At 43.7% G+C, this 16,343-nt stretch carries 16 protein-coding genes; 4 read left to right on the top strand and 12 right to left on the bottom strand.

Annotated features, from left to right (window positions below; translation table 11 throughout):
- The first annotated feature begins 3 nt into the window (after positions 1-3).
- The gene (locus tag DESDE_RS06285; protein ID WP_014793207.1) at positions 4-1,395 is read left to right on the top strand and encodes a sensor histidine kinase; all 1,392 of its coding nucleotides are present in this window, start codon (positions 4-6) and stop codon (positions 1,393-1,395) included.
- 37 nt (positions 1,396-1,432) lie between these two features.
- Here the strand turns inward: DESDE_RS06285 and DESDE_RS22250 are convergent, their stop codons facing one another.
- The gene (locus DESDE_RS22250; RefSeq protein ID WP_033422381.1) at positions 1,433-1,735 is read right to left on the bottom strand and encodes a hypothetical protein; all 303 of its coding nucleotides are present in this window, start codon (positions 1,733-1,735) and stop codon (positions 1,433-1,435) included.
- A 329-nt stretch (positions 1,736-2,064) separates the two neighbouring features.
- On the opposite strand from DESDE_RS22250, the gene DESDE_RS06275 reads away from it, so the two are divergent.
- Positions 2,065-2,607, top strand: coding sequence for a nitroreductase family protein (locus DESDE_RS06275; protein WP_014793206.1), 543 nt, complete (start codon positions 2,065-2,067; stop codon positions 2,605-2,607).
- Positions 2,608-2,723: 116 nt separating this feature from the next.
- On the opposite strand, the gene DESDE_RS06270 is transcribed toward DESDE_RS06275, so the two are convergent.
- Positions 2,724-3,299 carry a DoxX family membrane protein gene (locus DESDE_RS06270; RefSeq protein WP_014793205.1) on the bottom strand — a complete coding sequence of 192 codons (576 nt, stop codon included), beginning with the start codon at positions 3,297-3,299 and terminating at the stop codon, positions 2,724-2,726.
- Between the two features lie 307 nt (positions 3,300-3,606).
- Here DESDE_RS06270 and DESDE_RS06265 point away from each other — a divergent pair, with 307 nt between their 5' ends.
- Positions 3,607-5,841, top strand: a complete 2,235-nt coding sequence (locus DESDE_RS06265) for a sigma-54-dependent Fis family transcriptional regulator (RefSeq protein WP_014793204.1) — start codon at positions 3,607-3,609, stop codon at positions 5,839-5,841.
- Positions 5,842-6,219: 378 nt separating this feature from the next.
- Here the strand turns inward: DESDE_RS06265 and DESDE_RS06260 are convergent, their stop codons facing one another.
- The 8 genes from DESDE_RS06260 to DESDE_RS06230 all read right to left on the bottom strand — a co-directional run bounded on the left by DESDE_RS06260 (position 6,220) and on the right by DESDE_RS06230 (position 12,598).
- The gene (locus tag DESDE_RS06260) at positions 6,220-6,945 is read right to left on the bottom strand and encodes a gamma-glutamyl-gamma-aminobutyrate hydrolase family protein (protein ID WP_014793203.1); all 726 of its coding nucleotides are present in this window, start codon (positions 6,943-6,945) and stop codon (positions 6,220-6,222) included.
- Positions 6,946-7,342: 397 nt separating this feature from the next.
- Entirely contained in the window at positions 7,343-7,942 is a 600-nt protein-coding gene (locus DESDE_RS06255; protein WP_242831348.1) for an MBL fold metallo-hydrolase, read from the bottom strand.
- Entirely contained in the window at positions 7,921-8,136 is a 216-nt protein-coding gene (locus DESDE_RS22430; RefSeq protein WP_242831347.1) for an MBL fold metallo-hydrolase, read from the bottom strand. The genes DESDE_RS06255 and DESDE_RS22430 overlap by 22 nt, the downstream gene beginning before the upstream one ends.
- A 285-nt stretch (positions 8,137-8,421) precedes the next feature.
- Positions 8,422-8,772 carry a type II toxin-antitoxin system PemK/MazF family toxin gene (locus DESDE_RS06250; RefSeq protein ID WP_005817423.1) on the bottom strand — a complete coding sequence of 117 codons (351 nt, stop codon included), beginning with the start codon at positions 8,770-8,772 and terminating at the stop codon, positions 8,422-8,424.
- Positions 8,769-9,047, bottom strand: coding sequence for a CopG family ribbon-helix-helix protein (locus tag DESDE_RS06245; protein ID WP_014793202.1), 279 nt, complete (start codon positions 9,045-9,047; stop codon positions 8,769-8,771). The genes DESDE_RS06250 and DESDE_RS06245 overlap by 4 nt, the downstream gene beginning before the upstream one ends.
- Positions 9,048-9,276: 229 nt before the next feature.
- Entirely contained in the window at positions 9,277-10,041 is a 765-nt protein-coding gene (locus DESDE_RS06240) for a type 1 glutamine amidotransferase (protein WP_014793201.1), read from the bottom strand.
- 3 nt (positions 10,042-10,044) lie between these two features.
- The gene (locus tag DESDE_RS06235; protein WP_014793200.1) at positions 10,045-11,445 is read right to left on the bottom strand and encodes a MurT ligase domain-containing protein; all 1,401 of its coding nucleotides are present in this window, start codon (positions 11,443-11,445) and stop codon (positions 10,045-10,047) included.
- Positions 11,446-11,581: 136 nt separating this feature from the next.
- The gene (locus tag DESDE_RS06230; protein WP_014793199.1) at positions 11,582-12,598 is read right to left on the bottom strand and encodes a 2-hydroxyacid dehydrogenase family protein; all 1,017 of its coding nucleotides are present in this window, start codon (positions 12,596-12,598) and stop codon (positions 11,582-11,584) included.
- A 278-nt stretch (positions 12,599-12,876) separates the two neighbouring features.
- Here DESDE_RS06230 and DESDE_RS06225 point away from each other — a divergent pair, with 278 nt between their 5' ends.
- Positions 12,877-13,407 (top strand): gamma carbonic anhydrase family protein, encoded by a 531-nt coding sequence (locus tag DESDE_RS06225; RefSeq protein WP_014793198.1) that lies wholly within the window; start codon positions 12,877-12,879, stop codon positions 13,405-13,407.
- A gap of 175 nt (positions 13,408-13,582) precedes the next feature.
- On the opposite strand, the gene alr is transcribed toward DESDE_RS06225, so the two are convergent.
- Positions 13,583-14,695 carry an alanine racemase gene (gene alr / locus DESDE_RS06220; RefSeq protein WP_014793197.1) on the bottom strand — a complete coding sequence of 371 codons (1,113 nt, stop codon included), beginning with the start codon at positions 14,693-14,695 and terminating at the stop codon, positions 13,583-13,585.
- 10 nt (positions 14,696-14,705) lie between these two features.
- A complete protein-coding gene (locus DESDE_RS06215) occupies positions 14,706-16,271 on the bottom strand; it encodes a bifunctional ADP-dependent NAD(P)H-hydrate dehydratase/NAD(P)H-hydrate epimerase (RefSeq protein WP_014793196.1) in 1,566 nt (521 codons plus the stop codon).
- Positions 16,272-16,343: the final 72 nt, after the last annotated feature.

The raw sequence follows: 16,343 nt of genomic DNA, 5'->3' as shown, positions 1-16,343 counted from the left end.
ACCATGCATAAACGCCTTTTTCTCTCCTCCCTAGCCATTATTCTCTTGACCTTATTGCTCAGCATTCTATCCGTTAACTTTGTGTTCCAAAAACATTTCAGTAATTATCTCGCCAGCTCCACTGAAAAGACTCTGGAGCAATTGCCCGAGCGTTTGAGCAGTAGTTTCTTCAGTCATGGTTGCTGGAATCCGGATTCCCTATATGATATCGCCCACTCCCTTCCCTTTGGAACCCATATCGTGATCAAAGAACCCTCTGGGGAAACTATCACGACCCTGATCAACCCCATGGAATCCATGCTACAAAATGATTCCGGCATGTGGATGAATATGGGTTTAAATTACGCCATTGAGGAATGGAAAAGCAAGACCCTCATGATCCCTGGGCCCACTGGAGTCTTTGCCATTGCGGAAGTTCGGTATCCGGCCAGGGCCAAGGTTCTGAACCCCGCTGATCAGTCCTTTGTCTCTGCTATCTACCAATCCTTGTTTCTAGCCGGGGCTTTTGCCTTGATCATTGGTACTATCCTGAGTTATTGGATCAGCCGGCGCCTGATTTCCCCTTTACAAGGGTTGACCGAGGCCGTACAGCGGGTGGGTGAAGGGCATCTGGATGAGCAAGTCCCCGTTACCGCTAAGGATGAAGTCGGTCAATTGGCTACCGCCTTCAATGGGATGGCCGAAAACCTGAAACGGCAGGAACAACTCCGCAAGCAGTTCAGTGCAGATATTGCTCACGAATTGCGCACTCCCTTAACCTCCATCCGCAGTTATATTGAAGCCTTCCAAGATAGAGTTCTTCCAGCAAGCAGCGAAAATCTTGCTGTCATTAACGAGGAAATTGAGCGGCTGGTCGAGTTATCCAGTGATCTTAAAGATCTCAATGTTGCAGAGATGGGTGCCTTGCATCCTCATTTAACTCAGGTCAATCTTTCCGAGCTTATAGATAAAACAGTGAATAAGATCTCCCCTCTTATCCAGGAAAAAGGCATTTCTTTAGAATGGCGTAAACCTGAATCAATTCTTATAGAAGGGGATGAGTACCTATTAACCCGCCTTTTCTACAACCTCCTTCACAATGCTTATAAATTTACGGAAAGCTTGGGTAAGATTGAGGTCCAAATGGAGCTTCGCCAAAAGGATGTACTGATGACCGTTTCCGACTCCGGAATCGGTATTCCAGAAGAAGACCTTCCCTTTATCTTTGAACGGTTCTATCGCTCAGAAAAATCCCGCTCACGTGCAACAGGTGGCACGGGCATCGGCCTCGCCTTAGTCCGACAGATCGCTCACCTTCATCAAGGAACACTAAAAGTCGAAAGCATCCTAGGCAAAGGAACCCAATTTATAATCATACTTCCGTTAGTAATCAAAGATGAGTCGACTCGTATCTAGAACAGAAAATTCATCTCATAATGCCATAGATGTTCATTTAGATAAGATGTAGCTTAGTCCTCTGCACATTAAAGAAGCCATCAAATTCTGAGCCCGTTAAAAGCTCAACTTTGATGGCCAATTTCCTTTCTTGTAAGCCTTTCACATCCAGAGCTCGAAAGGCATTAAGTATAGCAGTAATAGTTACACCTACATCTGCAAATACCACTTCTAGATGCCCACCTATGCCCACAAGGATGTAACTGGCGACAAAGAGTACTAAAAACCCAAATGAATAGTTATTGTCTAAGACCGTTCTTTGTCTTTTCAGTACTATATTTGAAACAAATCCAGGGTCCAATAGTTTATAAGACTTATACCTCTTTAATATGTTCTAAGCCCTTTTCAAAAATATCCCTGACATGGTTATCGGACAGATCGTAAAGGAATGTGTTCATCATACGTATATGGATTTGTTACATTACAACGAAAATGCTATAGTTATATCATCAACAATTGATCAATCGTTCAGCTATTACTTGACAGATAATTGAACGAATACTTAATTATTAACCTAATCTTCTCACTTAACTTCATTTACTAAATGTTTGGATTGGAGTAAAATTAACTAAACCATTTGCCGAAGTCTGAAAAGAGGGAAAATTTAGCCTTTGGAGGAGAGATTATATCATGGATACCATCAAAGCGATTGGATTAAGAAAAAGTGTACGGAGCTATCTACCAAAATCTGTAGAAGCAGAAATAATTAATCAGCTTGTGAGAGCCGGCAATAGTGCACCTAAAGTAGGTTTTTTCCATACTTCAGTCATTGAAAATCCTGAAGTATTGAAGGAAATTAACGAAGAAGCCTTAGTCCAGTACAAAAACTCCGGCGACAAACTTCTCATGGGGCGGGCAGCACTCGAAGGCTACCAGCCCCTATATGGTGCTCCTGTATTCTTCCTCTTCTCTGCTCCTTTTGCTAACCCTCTGAAGGAGGCCACCACTTCCTGTGCCGTAACTTGCATTACCATAGCGGCAACGTCTCTTGGACTGGGTTCTTGTTATATTCATTCTGCCTTACAAGGTATCAAGGGAAACTCACAACTCATGGGAAAAATAGGCATACCCTTTGGTTTAACCCCTATCTGCGGAGTTGTGGTGGGCTATTCTGCCGAGGACTCCTTACCACCCTACCGCTCCACTGAAGAGAATGTGAATTATTGTCGATGAAAAAGCGCCTGTCCCGAAAATTATTTCGGGCAGACGCTCCCATTTCATATTGTCATAGACAACACAAGATATCTCTTTATTATATTTTAGAATTGTGTTGAGATAAATCCGGATTATTAGCCCGCTTGATTTATTCCCTTATTTATTGTGGTTCTATGACCGGCATCAACCGGAAAAAGATGTCTTAAGAACCCTTTGTTCAAGATGGGGAATTTGTCCACCAGTTTATTCATAAAGAAGCGATCTACTCCAATTGCCCCCGATGCTGCCGCAAAATATAAAATAACCAAGAACCCAATAACCATTTGGGGGTTAGAAGATACTGTACCCGAAAGTAAGAATGAAAAATTCATGGTTAGAGCAAAGAATGCTGCTAATGTGGTAAAACAGCCAAGAATAAGTCCCAGCCCGATCATTACTTCACCGGTTTTAACCATGAAAGCCATAATATCTGCATTAGGTAAAAACACATGGCTGATGAGCCAGCCCCAAGTGTCGGTTACATTGGCTTTCCCGGTTTTACCCGCAGCGGCTATAGCTCCTGCAGTCTGAGCCAGCCCTCCTTTTAAGAACCCACCGACTGACTCTCCGTTAAAACCGGTTTGGAATTTACCAATTCCGGCATTAAGAAAGTAGTAACCAAAGTAGAGACGGATCAATAGGGCTATAACGGATTTGATTGGATTTTTCATTTTAAACCCTCCTACAAATTATAATAATAGCAGTGCTTTTTGACCTAAGGAAGGCCTCCTCTTCCCTCCTCAGTAACACTTTTATCAACAAGAAGATTACTTTGCAAAAACTATGCCAACACTAGAAAGGCTTACTTTCCATGTTATATTAAGCAACAGTGGTTAACTAATTAACACCGTCAAGTTAACAGTGTTAACTTGAACCGAATTCACTTAATAAAATAGCTGTTAACACCAATGATAAAAAGTTAAAACAACACATTAGACTGCCATGAGTATAGCCTTAAATCGATTAGGGAGAACGATTATGCGAGATGAACTATTTGAATCCTTTCCTTTTGGGATAATCCGTATAGACTCCGATAACAAAATACAGCGGATGAATTATTATGCCAAACAACTGACTCATGCCCTGGATCATGAATCTTTAGAAATGCTTCTCAGTCTAAAACCGAAGAATGATATTACCTCATGGTCTGTAGCCAATCATCAAGTTGCTTTAAGTGTCGAACTCTTTATGGTAAGCGGCGATTCCCACCGCCTGCTTCTTCTCGGCTTGGAACCCAATTTTACATCCACACTCCCTCCTCAATTTGAAAGAGCACTTGAAGACCTGACCACCGATCCGGAAGAAATCGTATTGCGCATTGTGAATATGATCAGTGCGGCAACCTCTTTTGAACGTTTTGATTTGGTACGGGTAAATCCTCACCTTCGCAAATACAGCTATGCTTACTCCATCGGCTTGGGAATAGAAGGCACTTTATACGCTCCTTATTCTCAGATTCGCAAGACCGGTTTAGGCTGGATTCTGGAAACGGAAGCTCCCCAGCTGAGCTCCTCTCTTCAGCCGGAAAGTTTCTCTTTCAGTGAAGATCCTTTACTTTATCAGACAGGATTTCGTTCCGCTATGAGAGTTCCCATACTCTTTGGCCAGGAGGTAATCGGTGCCATCTTATTGGGCGGTACCAGATCTTTGCAATTTGAGATAGAAGATGCATATTTAATTAATCAGATTTCCCGGCACTTTAGCCAGGCCTTTTATCATTCCGGAATAATCGAGGAGCGTTCCTATCACGCAATAGCTACATCTGCCTTTTTGCACAGTATTGCGGGAAACCTTAAAGATGAGCACATCCTTGACTTTCTCAATGATTATTGCACTCAATTGCAGCTCGCTACTCTGCTTGAAAGCATACACCTCTGTCTTCTTGATCAGGAGCATCAAAATCAGAAACTCCTCGTTAGCTCTGGCAAAAAATTCCTTCAGGAAAACGAATGGAAACCTTTGAACAAGGAGATCGCCGAGATGCTCCAAGTAAAGAGTATTGTCTGTTATAGTTTAGCTCATACCCAAACTCAAAACACTGACGAGCTTTTGAACCAAGGTTTTACCTCCATTCTTTACGCCCCCATCGAACATCGGGAAAATATTGTAGCCGCGTTGGTGGCCGCTGCTATGGACGAAAAAGCTTCTTCCCCTCATATGTCCGGATTATTCAAAGTGGCTACAGAACAACTTAGCTCTATAGTAGCCCACCTCCAAGGCGTGCCCAATGCAGTCCCTGAACCAAAGCCTTTCCTGCAATCCTTTAAAAAAACAAGAAAAGATCCTCTACAGGATCAAGGAACTTCCGGGTTTTCACGGATTATCGGCAGCTCGAAAATCATGCAGGACACGATCCAAAATGCTGCTCGAGCCGCCCAATACGACTTCCCCATATTAATTACCGGCGAAACGGGAACCGGTAAAGAACTGCTGGCTAAAGCGATTCATCAATCAAGCCAAGTTGCTCAAGGTCCCTTTATTGTCGTTAATTCGGCGGCTATACCAGCTAATCTTTTAGAATCTGAGCTTTTTGGTTACCAGGAGGGAGCCTTTAGCGGTGGAGCAAAAGGAGGCAAGCCCGGAAAAATCCTTCTAGCCAATAGGGGGACCTTGTTTCTGGATGAGATTGGTGAACTTTCTCCGGAACTTCAAGCAAAACTATTAAGAGTTATTCAGGAGCAAGAAGTAGAACCTTTGGGGGCTATCAAGCCCATTCCTGTTAAGGTGCGCATCCTTTCCGCAACTCATAGAGACCTTAGTCAGATGGTTGAGCAAGGGGAATTCCGGGAAGATTTATTCTATCGTCTTAATTCTATTGAAGTCAAAATCCCTCCCTTGCGCGATCGAGGTCAGGATATTCTGGAACTAGCCGAGCATATGCTTCAATTCCTCGCCCAGAGTCATGGTACTCCGGAGAAAACCCTTTCTCCCAGCGCCCAAGGTCTCCTTCTCAAATACACTTGGCCGGGAAATATTCGTCAACTCCAAAATATTATTAATCGACTTTACGTTTTTGTAGAGGATTCCGTCATTCATTCGAAGGACCTGCCTCCCGACCTTCGGGTAGTTGAGACCGACAAAGGTAATTCTGAAAAAGAAGAAATCGAAAGTTTACTTGCTGAGTTTGGAGGAAACAAAACCGCTCTGGCTCAGTATTTGGGGATTACTCGGACAGGTCTTTGGAAAAAGCTTAAGCGCTTAGGTCTTCAATGAGGAACTGTATGAAAGTTTAAGTCTTAAAGTTAGAAGTAGGTAAGTACAATAAGAAACGACCTTATCTTAACAAACCTTTTATCAATAGAATCTCTTCAATTTCTCTTCAGGGATTTACTTCAACTCCAGACTCATCTTATGCTCTTTCAATCTCATATTAAAGCGCTTTTAATACTAAAGGCCCCATAACATCAGTAATTCACTAATGTCACAGGGCCTTTAGTTGATTAATCAGACATCCAATCTGTTGGCATTGTATCAATCATATATTATTAAACCCATCTTATTACTATGTATTCTTATGAAAGGATTTCAATTCTTTAAAACGAAAATGTCAATTAAAAATCTGCAAATAACTTGATCGACTTAGTAAGATACTTACAAAAGCCTTTTTCTGTAATATCCTGCCCCTGCCTCCACGAACTCCTGGAATATTCTTTGACTGCTTTTATCCTTCATCATCACTTCAGGATGCCATTGCACTCCTATGCAAAAGCGTACGCCAACCTTCTCAATCCCTTCGATGATGCCATCGGGAGCGACAGCACTGATGAGAAATCCTTGAGGAACCTCAGAAACTGCCTGATGATGAACGCTGTTGACTGCGATCCGCTCTTCACCAAGGTAGGTTCTTAATTGAGATTCCATAAGGGTTACTTCATGCCAAGGGAAGTCACGAGGGCTTTTCATCTTATGTTCCATGGAGTCTGGACATTGGCTAACAATATCCTGAAAAATCTTTCCACCTGCAGCCACAGTCAGGACTTGAATCCCTTTGCATATCCCTAAGAGGGGAAGGTTCACTTCCAATGCCTTTTGGGTCAAAAGAATCTCACTGAAGTCCCGATCCGGCATGCAGTCCCCGATTCCCCGCAGAGGATCTTCCCCTAGCAGAATAGGTGAGATATCCCCCCCTCCTGTGAGAATAAGGCCATCGATAAGGGCAATGATTTCCTCGGCATCTTCAGCTGTAGCGAGAGGGGGCAATAGTATGGGCTGCCCCCCTGCTTGCATAACAGCTTCCACATAACGGGCTCGCGGATAGGATTTTAACTCCTCATTACAATGAGCAGCGGTTATGCCGATGACAGGTTTACGCTTCATTATGTATCTCCTCTCCATACATTTCTCTACACTGGACCTGAGCACCTAATTATTCGATTGCTCAGAGCCTCTTCCTTAAACATACTATTCGACTCTCTGTATTAAGTGATTCTAAGCTAAAGCTTGAGAAGTAAGTCAGCTTCCTCTATCACAGGGACGAAGCAGCGGTTATCTCCCACTTATAGCGGGTGGGAGTCTTATCCTTAATGAAAAAATAGAACTATACCCATGCCATAAAAAAACGGATTTCGATACAAAACGCACCGCAAACCCGCATAAATACTATGTTTTTTTACTTCCCGCCATTTTCTCTCCCTCTGAAAAACTGCGAATGGTGCCCAAATCTTGTATGGCTGGCTCCGTTGCCCGTTGCGTCAAATGCTCATAACTCTATAAATCAGGTTTCAATTATTTCCCCGCATGACAGATAAAACAAATTGGATATCTGTCGTGATAGACACTGAAATGCTTCTGTTCCCGTGCAATGACATGTATAGAATTGGATTTGGGGGTACTTTTGCAACTCTTGTGCAATATCATTCAATAAGGTTGTGGATACAGTTTTCTTAGTCAATGGATTGAACAAATGATAGCCACCAATGCATAGTTGTGGATGATATGATTCCGCTTTTTCCATAATATTGACAATGCCTGCGTGACCACACCCCATTATAAGTGCCGTTTGCTTTTCTTTAACGATTAAGTTATGTTCGTGTAAAAAATTATCTTTTTGACCTTTTGCATACAAAGTATCATTGGCTTTGGAGTAACATTTATCTGTGTGGCTTACTGTAAACAGGCTCAATTCATCATCAATTTGGTAGTCACCTTCGACCAAGACAACCTGCGGATGGTTTTTAAGTTTATCGTCTATGCCAATACTCACTTTCAGAAAAATAGACTTGTTGAAATGTGGCTCAAATGCTTTCCTCTGCACATAAATTTTAGCAATTGAGTTGATTTGTAAAAAGCGGCTTAAAGCACCACCGTGATCCATATGTCCATGTGAGATAATAACTGTGTCAATCTCAGAAGATCAATACCTCTTGTTTTAGCATTATCAAAAAGAGTATTGTCAGGACCTAGGTCAAATAGAATTTTATGCTTTTGCGTTTCTATGTATAATGATAAGCCATGTTTAGCTTTTAATTCACATTTCGTTTGGTTCTCAACTAATGCTGTAATTTTCATGCCGTTTCCTCCGCTCAAGATTATTAAATTTCTGTAGCTTTGTTTTAATTCGCCTACAAGAGAGAAGCCTCATAATCTCACCGAAATAGAGAATTCGTATTATATCAAATATTCTTCGGCATCTATTACTTTATATCCTTTATCCATTAATGCTTTAGCAAAAAGACCATGTCCCCATTTGCACAAGAAATGAAGAGATATCAATAAACACAAAAACAGCGTTAGTCATTCCAACCAACGCCGCTGTTGTGTTTATCTTATTGTTTAAGTCGACTCTTATGCTTATTAAATATCAGTCAGCCCCAAGCTGATTTCGATCGCTTGATCCACTCTCAACATTACTTCTTCATCAAGAACGGCGACCTTCTCCTTGAGGCGGCTTTTGTCAATCGTTCGAATCTGTTCAGTCAAAATGACCGAATCCCGTTCTAAACCACTACGTTTTGCCCGCACCTCCACATGAGTCGGCAACTTTGCTTTTGCAATCTGAGATGTAATCGCAGCAATAATAGTCGTCGGACTAAACTGATTTCCGATATCATTTTGGATCACCAACACAGGACGGGTACCGCCTTGCTCGGATCCGACGACGGGGTTGAGTTCAGCATAGTAGATTTCCCCGCGTTTTATGATCATCTCTGACACTCCACATTAGAATCTTCATAAACCAATTGGACCTCTTCCTCTGTGAGGAACAGCTCTCTGGCAATGGCTAAGTTCAATTGAGCCATTTCCTCATAACCTTTACGCATTTGCTCGCGGATTCCCCGTTTCCGGCGTTCATGAAGAACACTGTTTATTGCTTCACGTATAAATTCGCTACGATTTCTATTTTCTAGCGTAACGACATCATCCACTTCCGCGAGCAAATTCTCCGGCAAACTAATCATTATCCGCTTACTTTCTGCCACACCAGCACCCCCAAGTCATTTAGCCACAGCTATACTTCATTATAGACAATAACCCTAAAAAGTGTCAACGAAGTATAACCTTGAGATAAGCTAAAAAACCTTCAAATCAGCCCTATTCGCCATGTAAATTTTGGCATCACATAGTTTTCTCCATTAATTAGCTTATTATTTTGGATTATATCTATTATATGAGTATAGCCTCAATGATATACTACCAATCTGTATTCTGCTAAACTTTCTTCTGCTTTGAAAGAATTCGATCCACTACGGTTTCATGAGCAAGTATTTCTAATCGATCATCTAAAGGAACTAAGTTTTTAGCCCCTCCTCCTCTTTCCATGGCTAATCTTAGCAACATATCCGCAAAATGAGGGTTCTTAGGTAAAAGCGGGCCATGGAGATAGGTTCCAAAGACATTTTTATAACGCATGCCCTCACCTTGATCCTCACCATTATTCCCGTGACCATGGATGACTTTACCTAAAGATTTCAGCTCAGAGCCAAGATAGGTTCTCCCCGAATGATTTTCGAATCCTACCAAAGTGGACAGGGTGTTGGAACTCGCCTCTGTCAGCTCTTCAATCTCTAAGTTCACTACCACATTGCCTGTTAAGCGGTTGGCACCTGCAACGGTCCAGAGATCCAAAATCCCCAAACCGGGAATCCTACGCCCTTCAGTGGTCTGATAGTATTGCCCCAGAAGCTGATAACCACCGCAGATAGATAATACTACAAGCCCATCTTCAATTGCTGCTTTTAATTCCTCGACCCGCCCCATAAGGTCAGCCACGAGTATGCTTTGTTCCCGATCGGATCCGCCCCCAAGAAACAGAATGTCCAAGGAATGAAAATCAATCCTTTCTCCTAGAGACACATTCTGAACCTCAAAGTCTAGCCCACGCCAACGAGCTCGTGCTTCTAAAGTAAGAATATTTCCTCGATCTCCATAAAGATCCAACAAATCCGGATAAAGATGGCAGAGTTTAATTTTCAAGGGTCACCCCTCCCCCCTTTGGATTTGCTGCGTAAAGCTCGGCTTGCTTCCCTTAATTTGCTTGTTCACCAGAATTTCCCGCATAGGAAAAAGTAAGGTATAGGTAGGGAGAATAAAGATGCTTTCCTGCCCTTCTGAGCCTTCGTGTACTTTCTCCAGAGCATTGCCCATTTCGCGCTCAAGGTACAGCTTGCTCACTGGTACTCCTGCATATTTGAGACGAACCGCCATATCCTCCGCCCGAAGCCCAGAACAAACTATCCTTTGAATCCGCTCCTCCTCCTGACCTAAGCACTCAAAATCTACATCCCACAACCAAGAGATATCTCGACCATCAGCCGCTAGATCATTAATACCAATGAGCAGACGAATGGGGCGTTCTTTACGACTTAATACAGTCTGAATCACTTGATTAAAGCCGGTGGGATTCTTAACCAGAGTCAAGGTAACCGGCCCTTGGGGTAAGATGAATTGCTCCATGCGGCCAGCCTGGGGTACGAATTCCCTTAAGCCTCTCTGAATTTCCCGATCTTTTATTCCTATACGCTTGGCTGCCGTCATGGCAGCTAAAGCATTATAAAGATTATAATATCCTTGCAGAGCTATGGAATAGGAAGTCGGTTCCACCTTAAATTGTATTCCATCTTCACTTGCTTTCACACTTCGAGCCAGTACAGGGGGGTCCGGACGCTTATAACCGCAAGGACAAGCATAGATTCCTAATTGACCATAATGGTAAAGTGTATAGGCCAGTTCTTCTCCACAATGAGGGCAGAATCTCGCCTCCCGGGTCTCTGTGCTGTAGGTTTTGCTGTCCGGAGTTTGCTCTACCCCATAATACAGGGTATGGACTCGATCCCGACCAAACTGAGCCACCAGGGGATCATCAGCGTTGAGAATCAAATGAGTCTGAGGGGGAATGGCATCCCGAACTAGTTTGATGGTGGTATCCAGTTCTCCATAGCGATCCAACTGATCCCTAAAAAAATTCGTTACGATGGCTATTTGAGGGATAACCTGCTGACAGAATTTCGGTACCGTAGCCTCATCCACTTCTAAGAGAGCCATCTTCACTTTGGCTTGTCCTCCCCAACCGGTATTTGCGAGCAGCGCACCGGTAATCCCTGTGACCAGGTTAGCCCCTGCTTGATTAAACGCAAAGGTCCTCCCGTCTGCCTTTAGGATCTGAGCTAGGAGGTTGGCTGTAGTCGTCTTTCCATTGGTTCCCGTCACCATAATAATTCCGTCCGTATAGGCACTGCTCAGCATGCCCATGAGACGGGGTTCAAGATTCAAGGCTATTTTACCAGGCAGGGTTGTCCCTTTTTTGCCCAGAAGCTTTAATATACTGCTTATTCCTTTACCTGCCCATAGGGCAAACCAAAAGCGGCTTGTTCGTCTCACACCTGTATCTCCTTTTCATCCGATGTCCCAATTTTAGCATTCCTTAAGGGGCTATATCAAGGATTACACACAGGTTCCTGTTAGAACTCTTTCGAAATAAAGAAGGGAACGGACTTTACCGTTCCCTGCGACGTTCTTATTTTGCTGTCATAATCCTATTCTTCAGATGATTTGCATTGACACAAGTCAAAGGAGCTTTTCCCTTCAGCACGGCTATGATATTTTCGGCAGCAATAGCGGCCATGGCATCCCTTGTCTCAACCGTAGCATTTCCGATATGAGGAGTAAGGACGACCTGATCCAACTTCTGCAGCCCTTCTGTGATCTGAGGTTCAAACTCATACACATCAAGGGCTGCTCCAGCAATGGTTTTGTTTTCCAGAGCCTTCAACAAGGCTTTCTCATCTACCAAAGCTCCTCGGGCGGTATTGATCAGATAAGCCGAAGGCTTCATGGCTTCCAGCTCCTTAGCACCGATCATATGATGAGTGGCAGAACTATAACTTAAGCTTAAGCTTACAAAATCCGCAGTTTTTAGCACGTCTTCCAAGGACATATAAGTGAACCCAAGCTCCCTCTCTTGTCGAACCGAAAGGCGTGTTCGGCTAGTATAGACGATTTTCATATCAAAGCCTTTAGCCCGTCGGGCAATAGCTTGTCCGATATTTCCCATACCAATAACACCGAGGGTTTTTCCTGTGACATCAACACCCAGATGGTACAGAGGAGCCCAACCCTTAAAGCGTCCGGCACGGGTCTCTTTATCCCCTTCGACAATGCGGCGAGCGATAGCAAGAATAAGACCTAAGGTCAAATCCGCTGTAGCATCTGTGGACACATCAGGAGTGTTGGTTACAGGAATGTTGGCTTCTCCTGCCGCAGCAATATTGATATTGTTATAGCCCGCTCCATAATTAGCAATCACCTTAAGCTGAGGGTTGGCTGCGATAATATCTTTATCAATAGTATCGGACAAAAGGCAGAGCAGAGCATCTTTTCCTTCCAAACCTGAGATAATTTCCTCCTTGCTCAACAGGCGCAGATCGTCATGCATATTCACCTCAAAATCCTTAGAAAGAAGCTCATAGGCAAGTGAGGGAATCCTTCCAGTGATAAATACCTTTTTCTTCTTGGAATGGTCGCAACGTTTCATATATTAAAACCACCTTTCGCAGTGTAAAACACCATTTACTGGCTATAAAATATCATAGCCATCTTATTAATACAATAGCTGGAAAAAAAGCTTTTATCTTTAAAATACTGTTATATTTAAAAACGTTCTAATAAGAGAGACAGTTCAGATAAATTAGCGGATTCTGAGTGTCTGGTCAATATACTGGACAGTACAAAAAAATCATTTTATAATTTAAGAGTCAATTTCCTTTTGGTAAAATCTATCAATATTGATTAAAAGTTAGGAGGAGAAGCCCATTGCTATATTCTTATATGGATAAAAAACCTTCACTAGGTAAGGATGTCTTCATTGCAGATGGAGCAAAAATAATCGGAGATGTACATATCGGAGATGGAGCTAGTATTTGGTACAATTCCGTACTTCGCGGTGATATAGCTTCTATTTATATTGGTAAACGATCAAATATTCAAGATCTCACCGTAATCCATGTTAACACCAATGTGTCGGTAGTCGTTGAAGACGATGTTTCAGTAGGCCACTCCGTTACCTTACATGGGTGTACCATTAAGAAAGGCTCAATGATCGGAATGGGCTCCACGATTCTTAATGGGGCTATTATTGAGGAAGGATCTCTGGTGGCTGCTGGCTCCCTCATTACAGAGAACAAACACTTTCCTCCTCATGTTCTGATTATGGGATCGCCTGCTAAAGTGGTGAGGGAACTCACCCCTGAGGAAGTAAACACCCTTAAAACAACAGCCGACCGATACTGCCAAAGAGCACAAGAACATCGGGAGAATAATCCCCTTCCTATAACAGATTTTTAGACTCTTTCCAAGTCCAAAGAAATTTAAACTAAGGCTGCGCTTACACTACTTCTCTGTAGAAAGCGGAGCCTTTAACTTTGCCTAAATCCTTCAATACTAAAGAAAAAAAGCACCTTCCACAATAGGGAAAGTGCCCGACCTAACGCTAATTACGCCATAATGTAAAGATCCCTCTTTACTTAATATATATCCGTGGAACTCGCTTCGATATTCCACACACAATTTCATAATTTATGGTATTTAACCAACCGGCCATTTCGGTGGCATCGATCCGTTCATACCCATCCGTACCAAGTAAAGTAACCTCATCGCCCATTTGTACATCCGGTACTTTCGTGACATCCAGCATAGTCTGATCCATACAGATTCTCCCGATCATGGTCGTTCTTCTGCCTTTAATTAAAACTTCACCCTTATTGGACAGACTTCGGCGCAGACCATCAGCATAGCCAATGGGAATCGTCGCCACTCGGGTGGGATAGGCCGTTCTGAAGGTCCTGCCATAGCTTATGGTTTCCCCTTGGGGAACCATCTTTATATGACTAATTCTGGCTTTCCATGAAAGTACAGGCTCCAGGCCAATATCATTACCCACATGCCGGGAGGGAGGAAGTCCATAAAGGATAATCCCCGGCCGCACCATCTCCAAGTGGGCCTCCGGCATCTGCAGCAGAGCTCCACTGTTGGCCGCATGTCGGATGGGTATATGGACTCCTTGTGCTTTGATTCTGTCACAAATCGCCAAAAACTCCTTCAATTGCTCTCGGGCAAACCTTAAATCTCCATGATCAGCCGTGGCAAAGTGGGTATAGATTCCCTCTATGTAAAGACTAGGCAGCTTGGTACAGTCGAAAAGTTCCTCCCAATCCTCTTCTCTAAAGCCAATACGCCCCATTCCTGTATCCACCTTAAGATGAATTACCGCCTTCTTGCCTTGTCTCTTAGCTTCTTCCGACAAGAGTACCGCTTGCTCTAACCGATACACCCCGCAGATAATATCTTCTTTAATGATTGTTGCTAAGGATTCCATGGGCAAAGAACCGATGAGCATCACCTTTATATCCGGATACGCCTTCTTAAGCTCTAAGGCTTCATCCAATAAAGCAACCCCAAAACGACGAGCACCTTTTTTATAAAATACTTCTACTACCTGTGAGGCTCCATGTCCGTATGCATCGGCTTTGACTATCGGCATGATTTCACTTTGGGTCAATGCCTGAATCCGGTCATAATTCCTCTGCAGAGCTTGTAAATTGATTTCTGTCCAAACCGGCCGTATATTTTCCATGGTGCCCTCCTTAATGATTATTTTCCAAACTTCTCCGTGCCTTGGGCAGCTGATCAGCCACCTCACCGGCCGTATATCCGCTTAAGCCGAATTCGCCGGTCAATTGATCTGCTGCCTTACCATGAAGATACACTCCCAAACAGGCTGCAGCTAAGGGTTCTACCCCTTGAGCCAACCAGGCTAAAATACTTCCTGTAAGTACATCCCCCGTCCCTCCGGTTCCTAATCCTGGATTACCGGTAGGATTAAGGAATGCTCGTCCGTCCGGGGCGGCAATAATGGTAATAGCCCCTTTGAGGATAATAATGCTCTCCCATTCTACAGCCTTACTTATGGCTAGTTCAAGCCGATTAGCTTGAACTTCTTCCGTTGTACACCCACACAGACGAGCCATTTCTCCGGGATGGGGAGTAAGGATCAAGGGTCCCCGCCCCTGACGCCAACCCAAAATTCCTGGTTCCTTGGCTAAAATATTCAATGCATCGGCATCGAGAATTACGGGAAGGGAAAGATTGCGTAGAACTTCCTCTAAAACCAGCAGCAACTCGGGATCTTGTCCTAATCCCGGACCTATGGCTAATGCCTGGGCCTTTTCAGCTCGTTCATAAATCACAGACCAAGCATTGCCATTGAGGGCTTTTTCACCTTCTGCACCCCAAACCGTAGCCTCTATCAAAGCAAGATCCATTCCTTCCGCAAGCCCATAGGGAACAACCATCTGCAATAAACCTATTCCAGATCGTAGGGCGGCTTTACCGGCTAACAAGGCGGCACCGGTCATTCCTTCTGAACCTGCCACCAAAACCCCCCGGCCGTGGGTCCCCTTATGCCCTTGAAGACTGCGGATGGGTAAATATTGACGCACATCCCCCGTTAATATGAATGTAGTCAAAGTCTCATCATCCAAATAACGTGCCGGAATCGAGATAGGGTCCACAATGACCCGACCTGCATATTCAGGTCCTACCCCTAAAAAATGGCCGAGCTTTGGCAGACCAAAAGTAACCGTGGTATCGGCTATAATGGCCTTGCGATAGATTTTTCCCGTATCCGCTTCCACGCCACTGGGGATATCTACAGCGACAACAGGTACCTGGGCGCGATTGATTTCCTCCACATACTCTTCAATTAAGCTGGGCAGAGCACCACGAAACCCTGTCCCATAGATAGCGTCTATAATCACATCAGCCTGAGCTAGAGAGATTCTCGCCAATCTGCGCTGTTTTTCTCCATCGATGGTGAAAAGTTTGCCTCCGGTGTTTTGGTATAACCTATAGTTGAGAGCTGCATCACCTTTGAATTCTTCAACCCTGGCGAAAGAATAGACGGTTATATCCATCCCTAAGATCAGGAGATGCCGAGCAACAGCTAATCCATCCCCTCCATTATTGCCTTTACCTACAAAGACTGTAGCCCTCCCCTCCGACAATTCAATATGCCGGTGTTCGAGCATTTGACGTATTTCTTGGACCACGGCTAAAGCTGCATTTTCCATGAGCAACAAACTTGGTATACCAAAATCTTGAATCGCCCTTTCTTCGAGTTCTCGCATTTGTTGGGCACTGACCACTCTCATAGCTACACCCCCATATAAAGGAAACTTACTTCAGGTGGAGTTTAGTTGACTTATCCACGCAATGGATAACCT

Source organism: Desulfitobacterium dehalogenans ATCC 51507 (assembly GCF_000243155.2).
Lineage (GTDB): Bacteria > Bacillota > Desulfitobacteriia > Desulfitobacteriales > Desulfitobacteriaceae > Desulfitobacterium > Desulfitobacterium dehalogenans.
Note: the sequence above shows the minus strand (reverse complement) of the source record. Positions and strands in the feature narration are given on the sequence as shown.

What these genes read in the sequence shown, in the direction of transcription:
- DESDE_RS06275 (WP_014793206.1), top strand. Translation starts at nt 2,065, where the DNA reads ATGGATACCATCAAAGCGATTGGATTAAGAAAAAGTGTACGGAGCTAT.
- DESDE_RS06255 (WP_242831348.1), bottom strand. Translation starts at nt 7,942, where the DNA reads ATGGATCACGGTGGTGCTTTAAGCCGCTTTTTACAAATCAACTCAATT.
- DESDE_RS06250 (WP_005817423.1), bottom strand. Translation starts at nt 8,772, where the DNA reads ATGATCATAAAACGCGGGGAAATCTACTATGCTGAACTCAACCCCGTC.
- DESDE_RS22430 (WP_242831347.1), bottom strand. Translation starts at nt 8,136, where the DNA reads ATGAAAATTACAGCATTAGTTGAGAACCAAACGAAATGTGAATTAAAA.
- DESDE_RS06260 (WP_014793203.1), bottom strand. Translation starts at nt 6,945, where the DNA reads ATGAAGCGTAAACCTGTCATCGGCATAACCGCTGCTCATTGTAATGAG.
- DESDE_RS06270 (WP_014793205.1), bottom strand. Translation starts at nt 3,299, where the DNA reads ATGAAAAATCCAATCAAATCCGTTATAGCCCTATTGATCCGTCTCTAC.
- DESDE_RS06285 (WP_014793207.1), top strand. Translation starts at nt 4, where the DNA reads ATGCATAAACGCCTTTTTCTCTCCTCCCTAGCCATTATTCTCTTGACC.
- DESDE_RS06265 (WP_014793204.1), top strand. Translation starts at nt 3,607, where the DNA reads ATGCGAGATGAACTATTTGAATCCTTTCCTTTTGGGATAATCCGTATA.
- alr (WP_014793197.1), bottom strand. Translation starts at nt 14,695, where the DNA reads ATGGAAAATATACGGCCGGTTTGGACAGAAATCAATTTACAAGCTCTG.
- DESDE_RS06230 (WP_014793199.1), bottom strand. Translation starts at nt 12,598, where the DNA reads ATGAAACGTTGCGACCATTCCAAGAAGAAAAAGGTATTTATCACTGGA.
- DESDE_RS06215 (WP_014793196.1), bottom strand. Translation starts at nt 16,271, where the DNA reads ATGAGAGTGGTCAGTGCCCAACAAATGCGAGAACTCGAAGAAAGGGCG.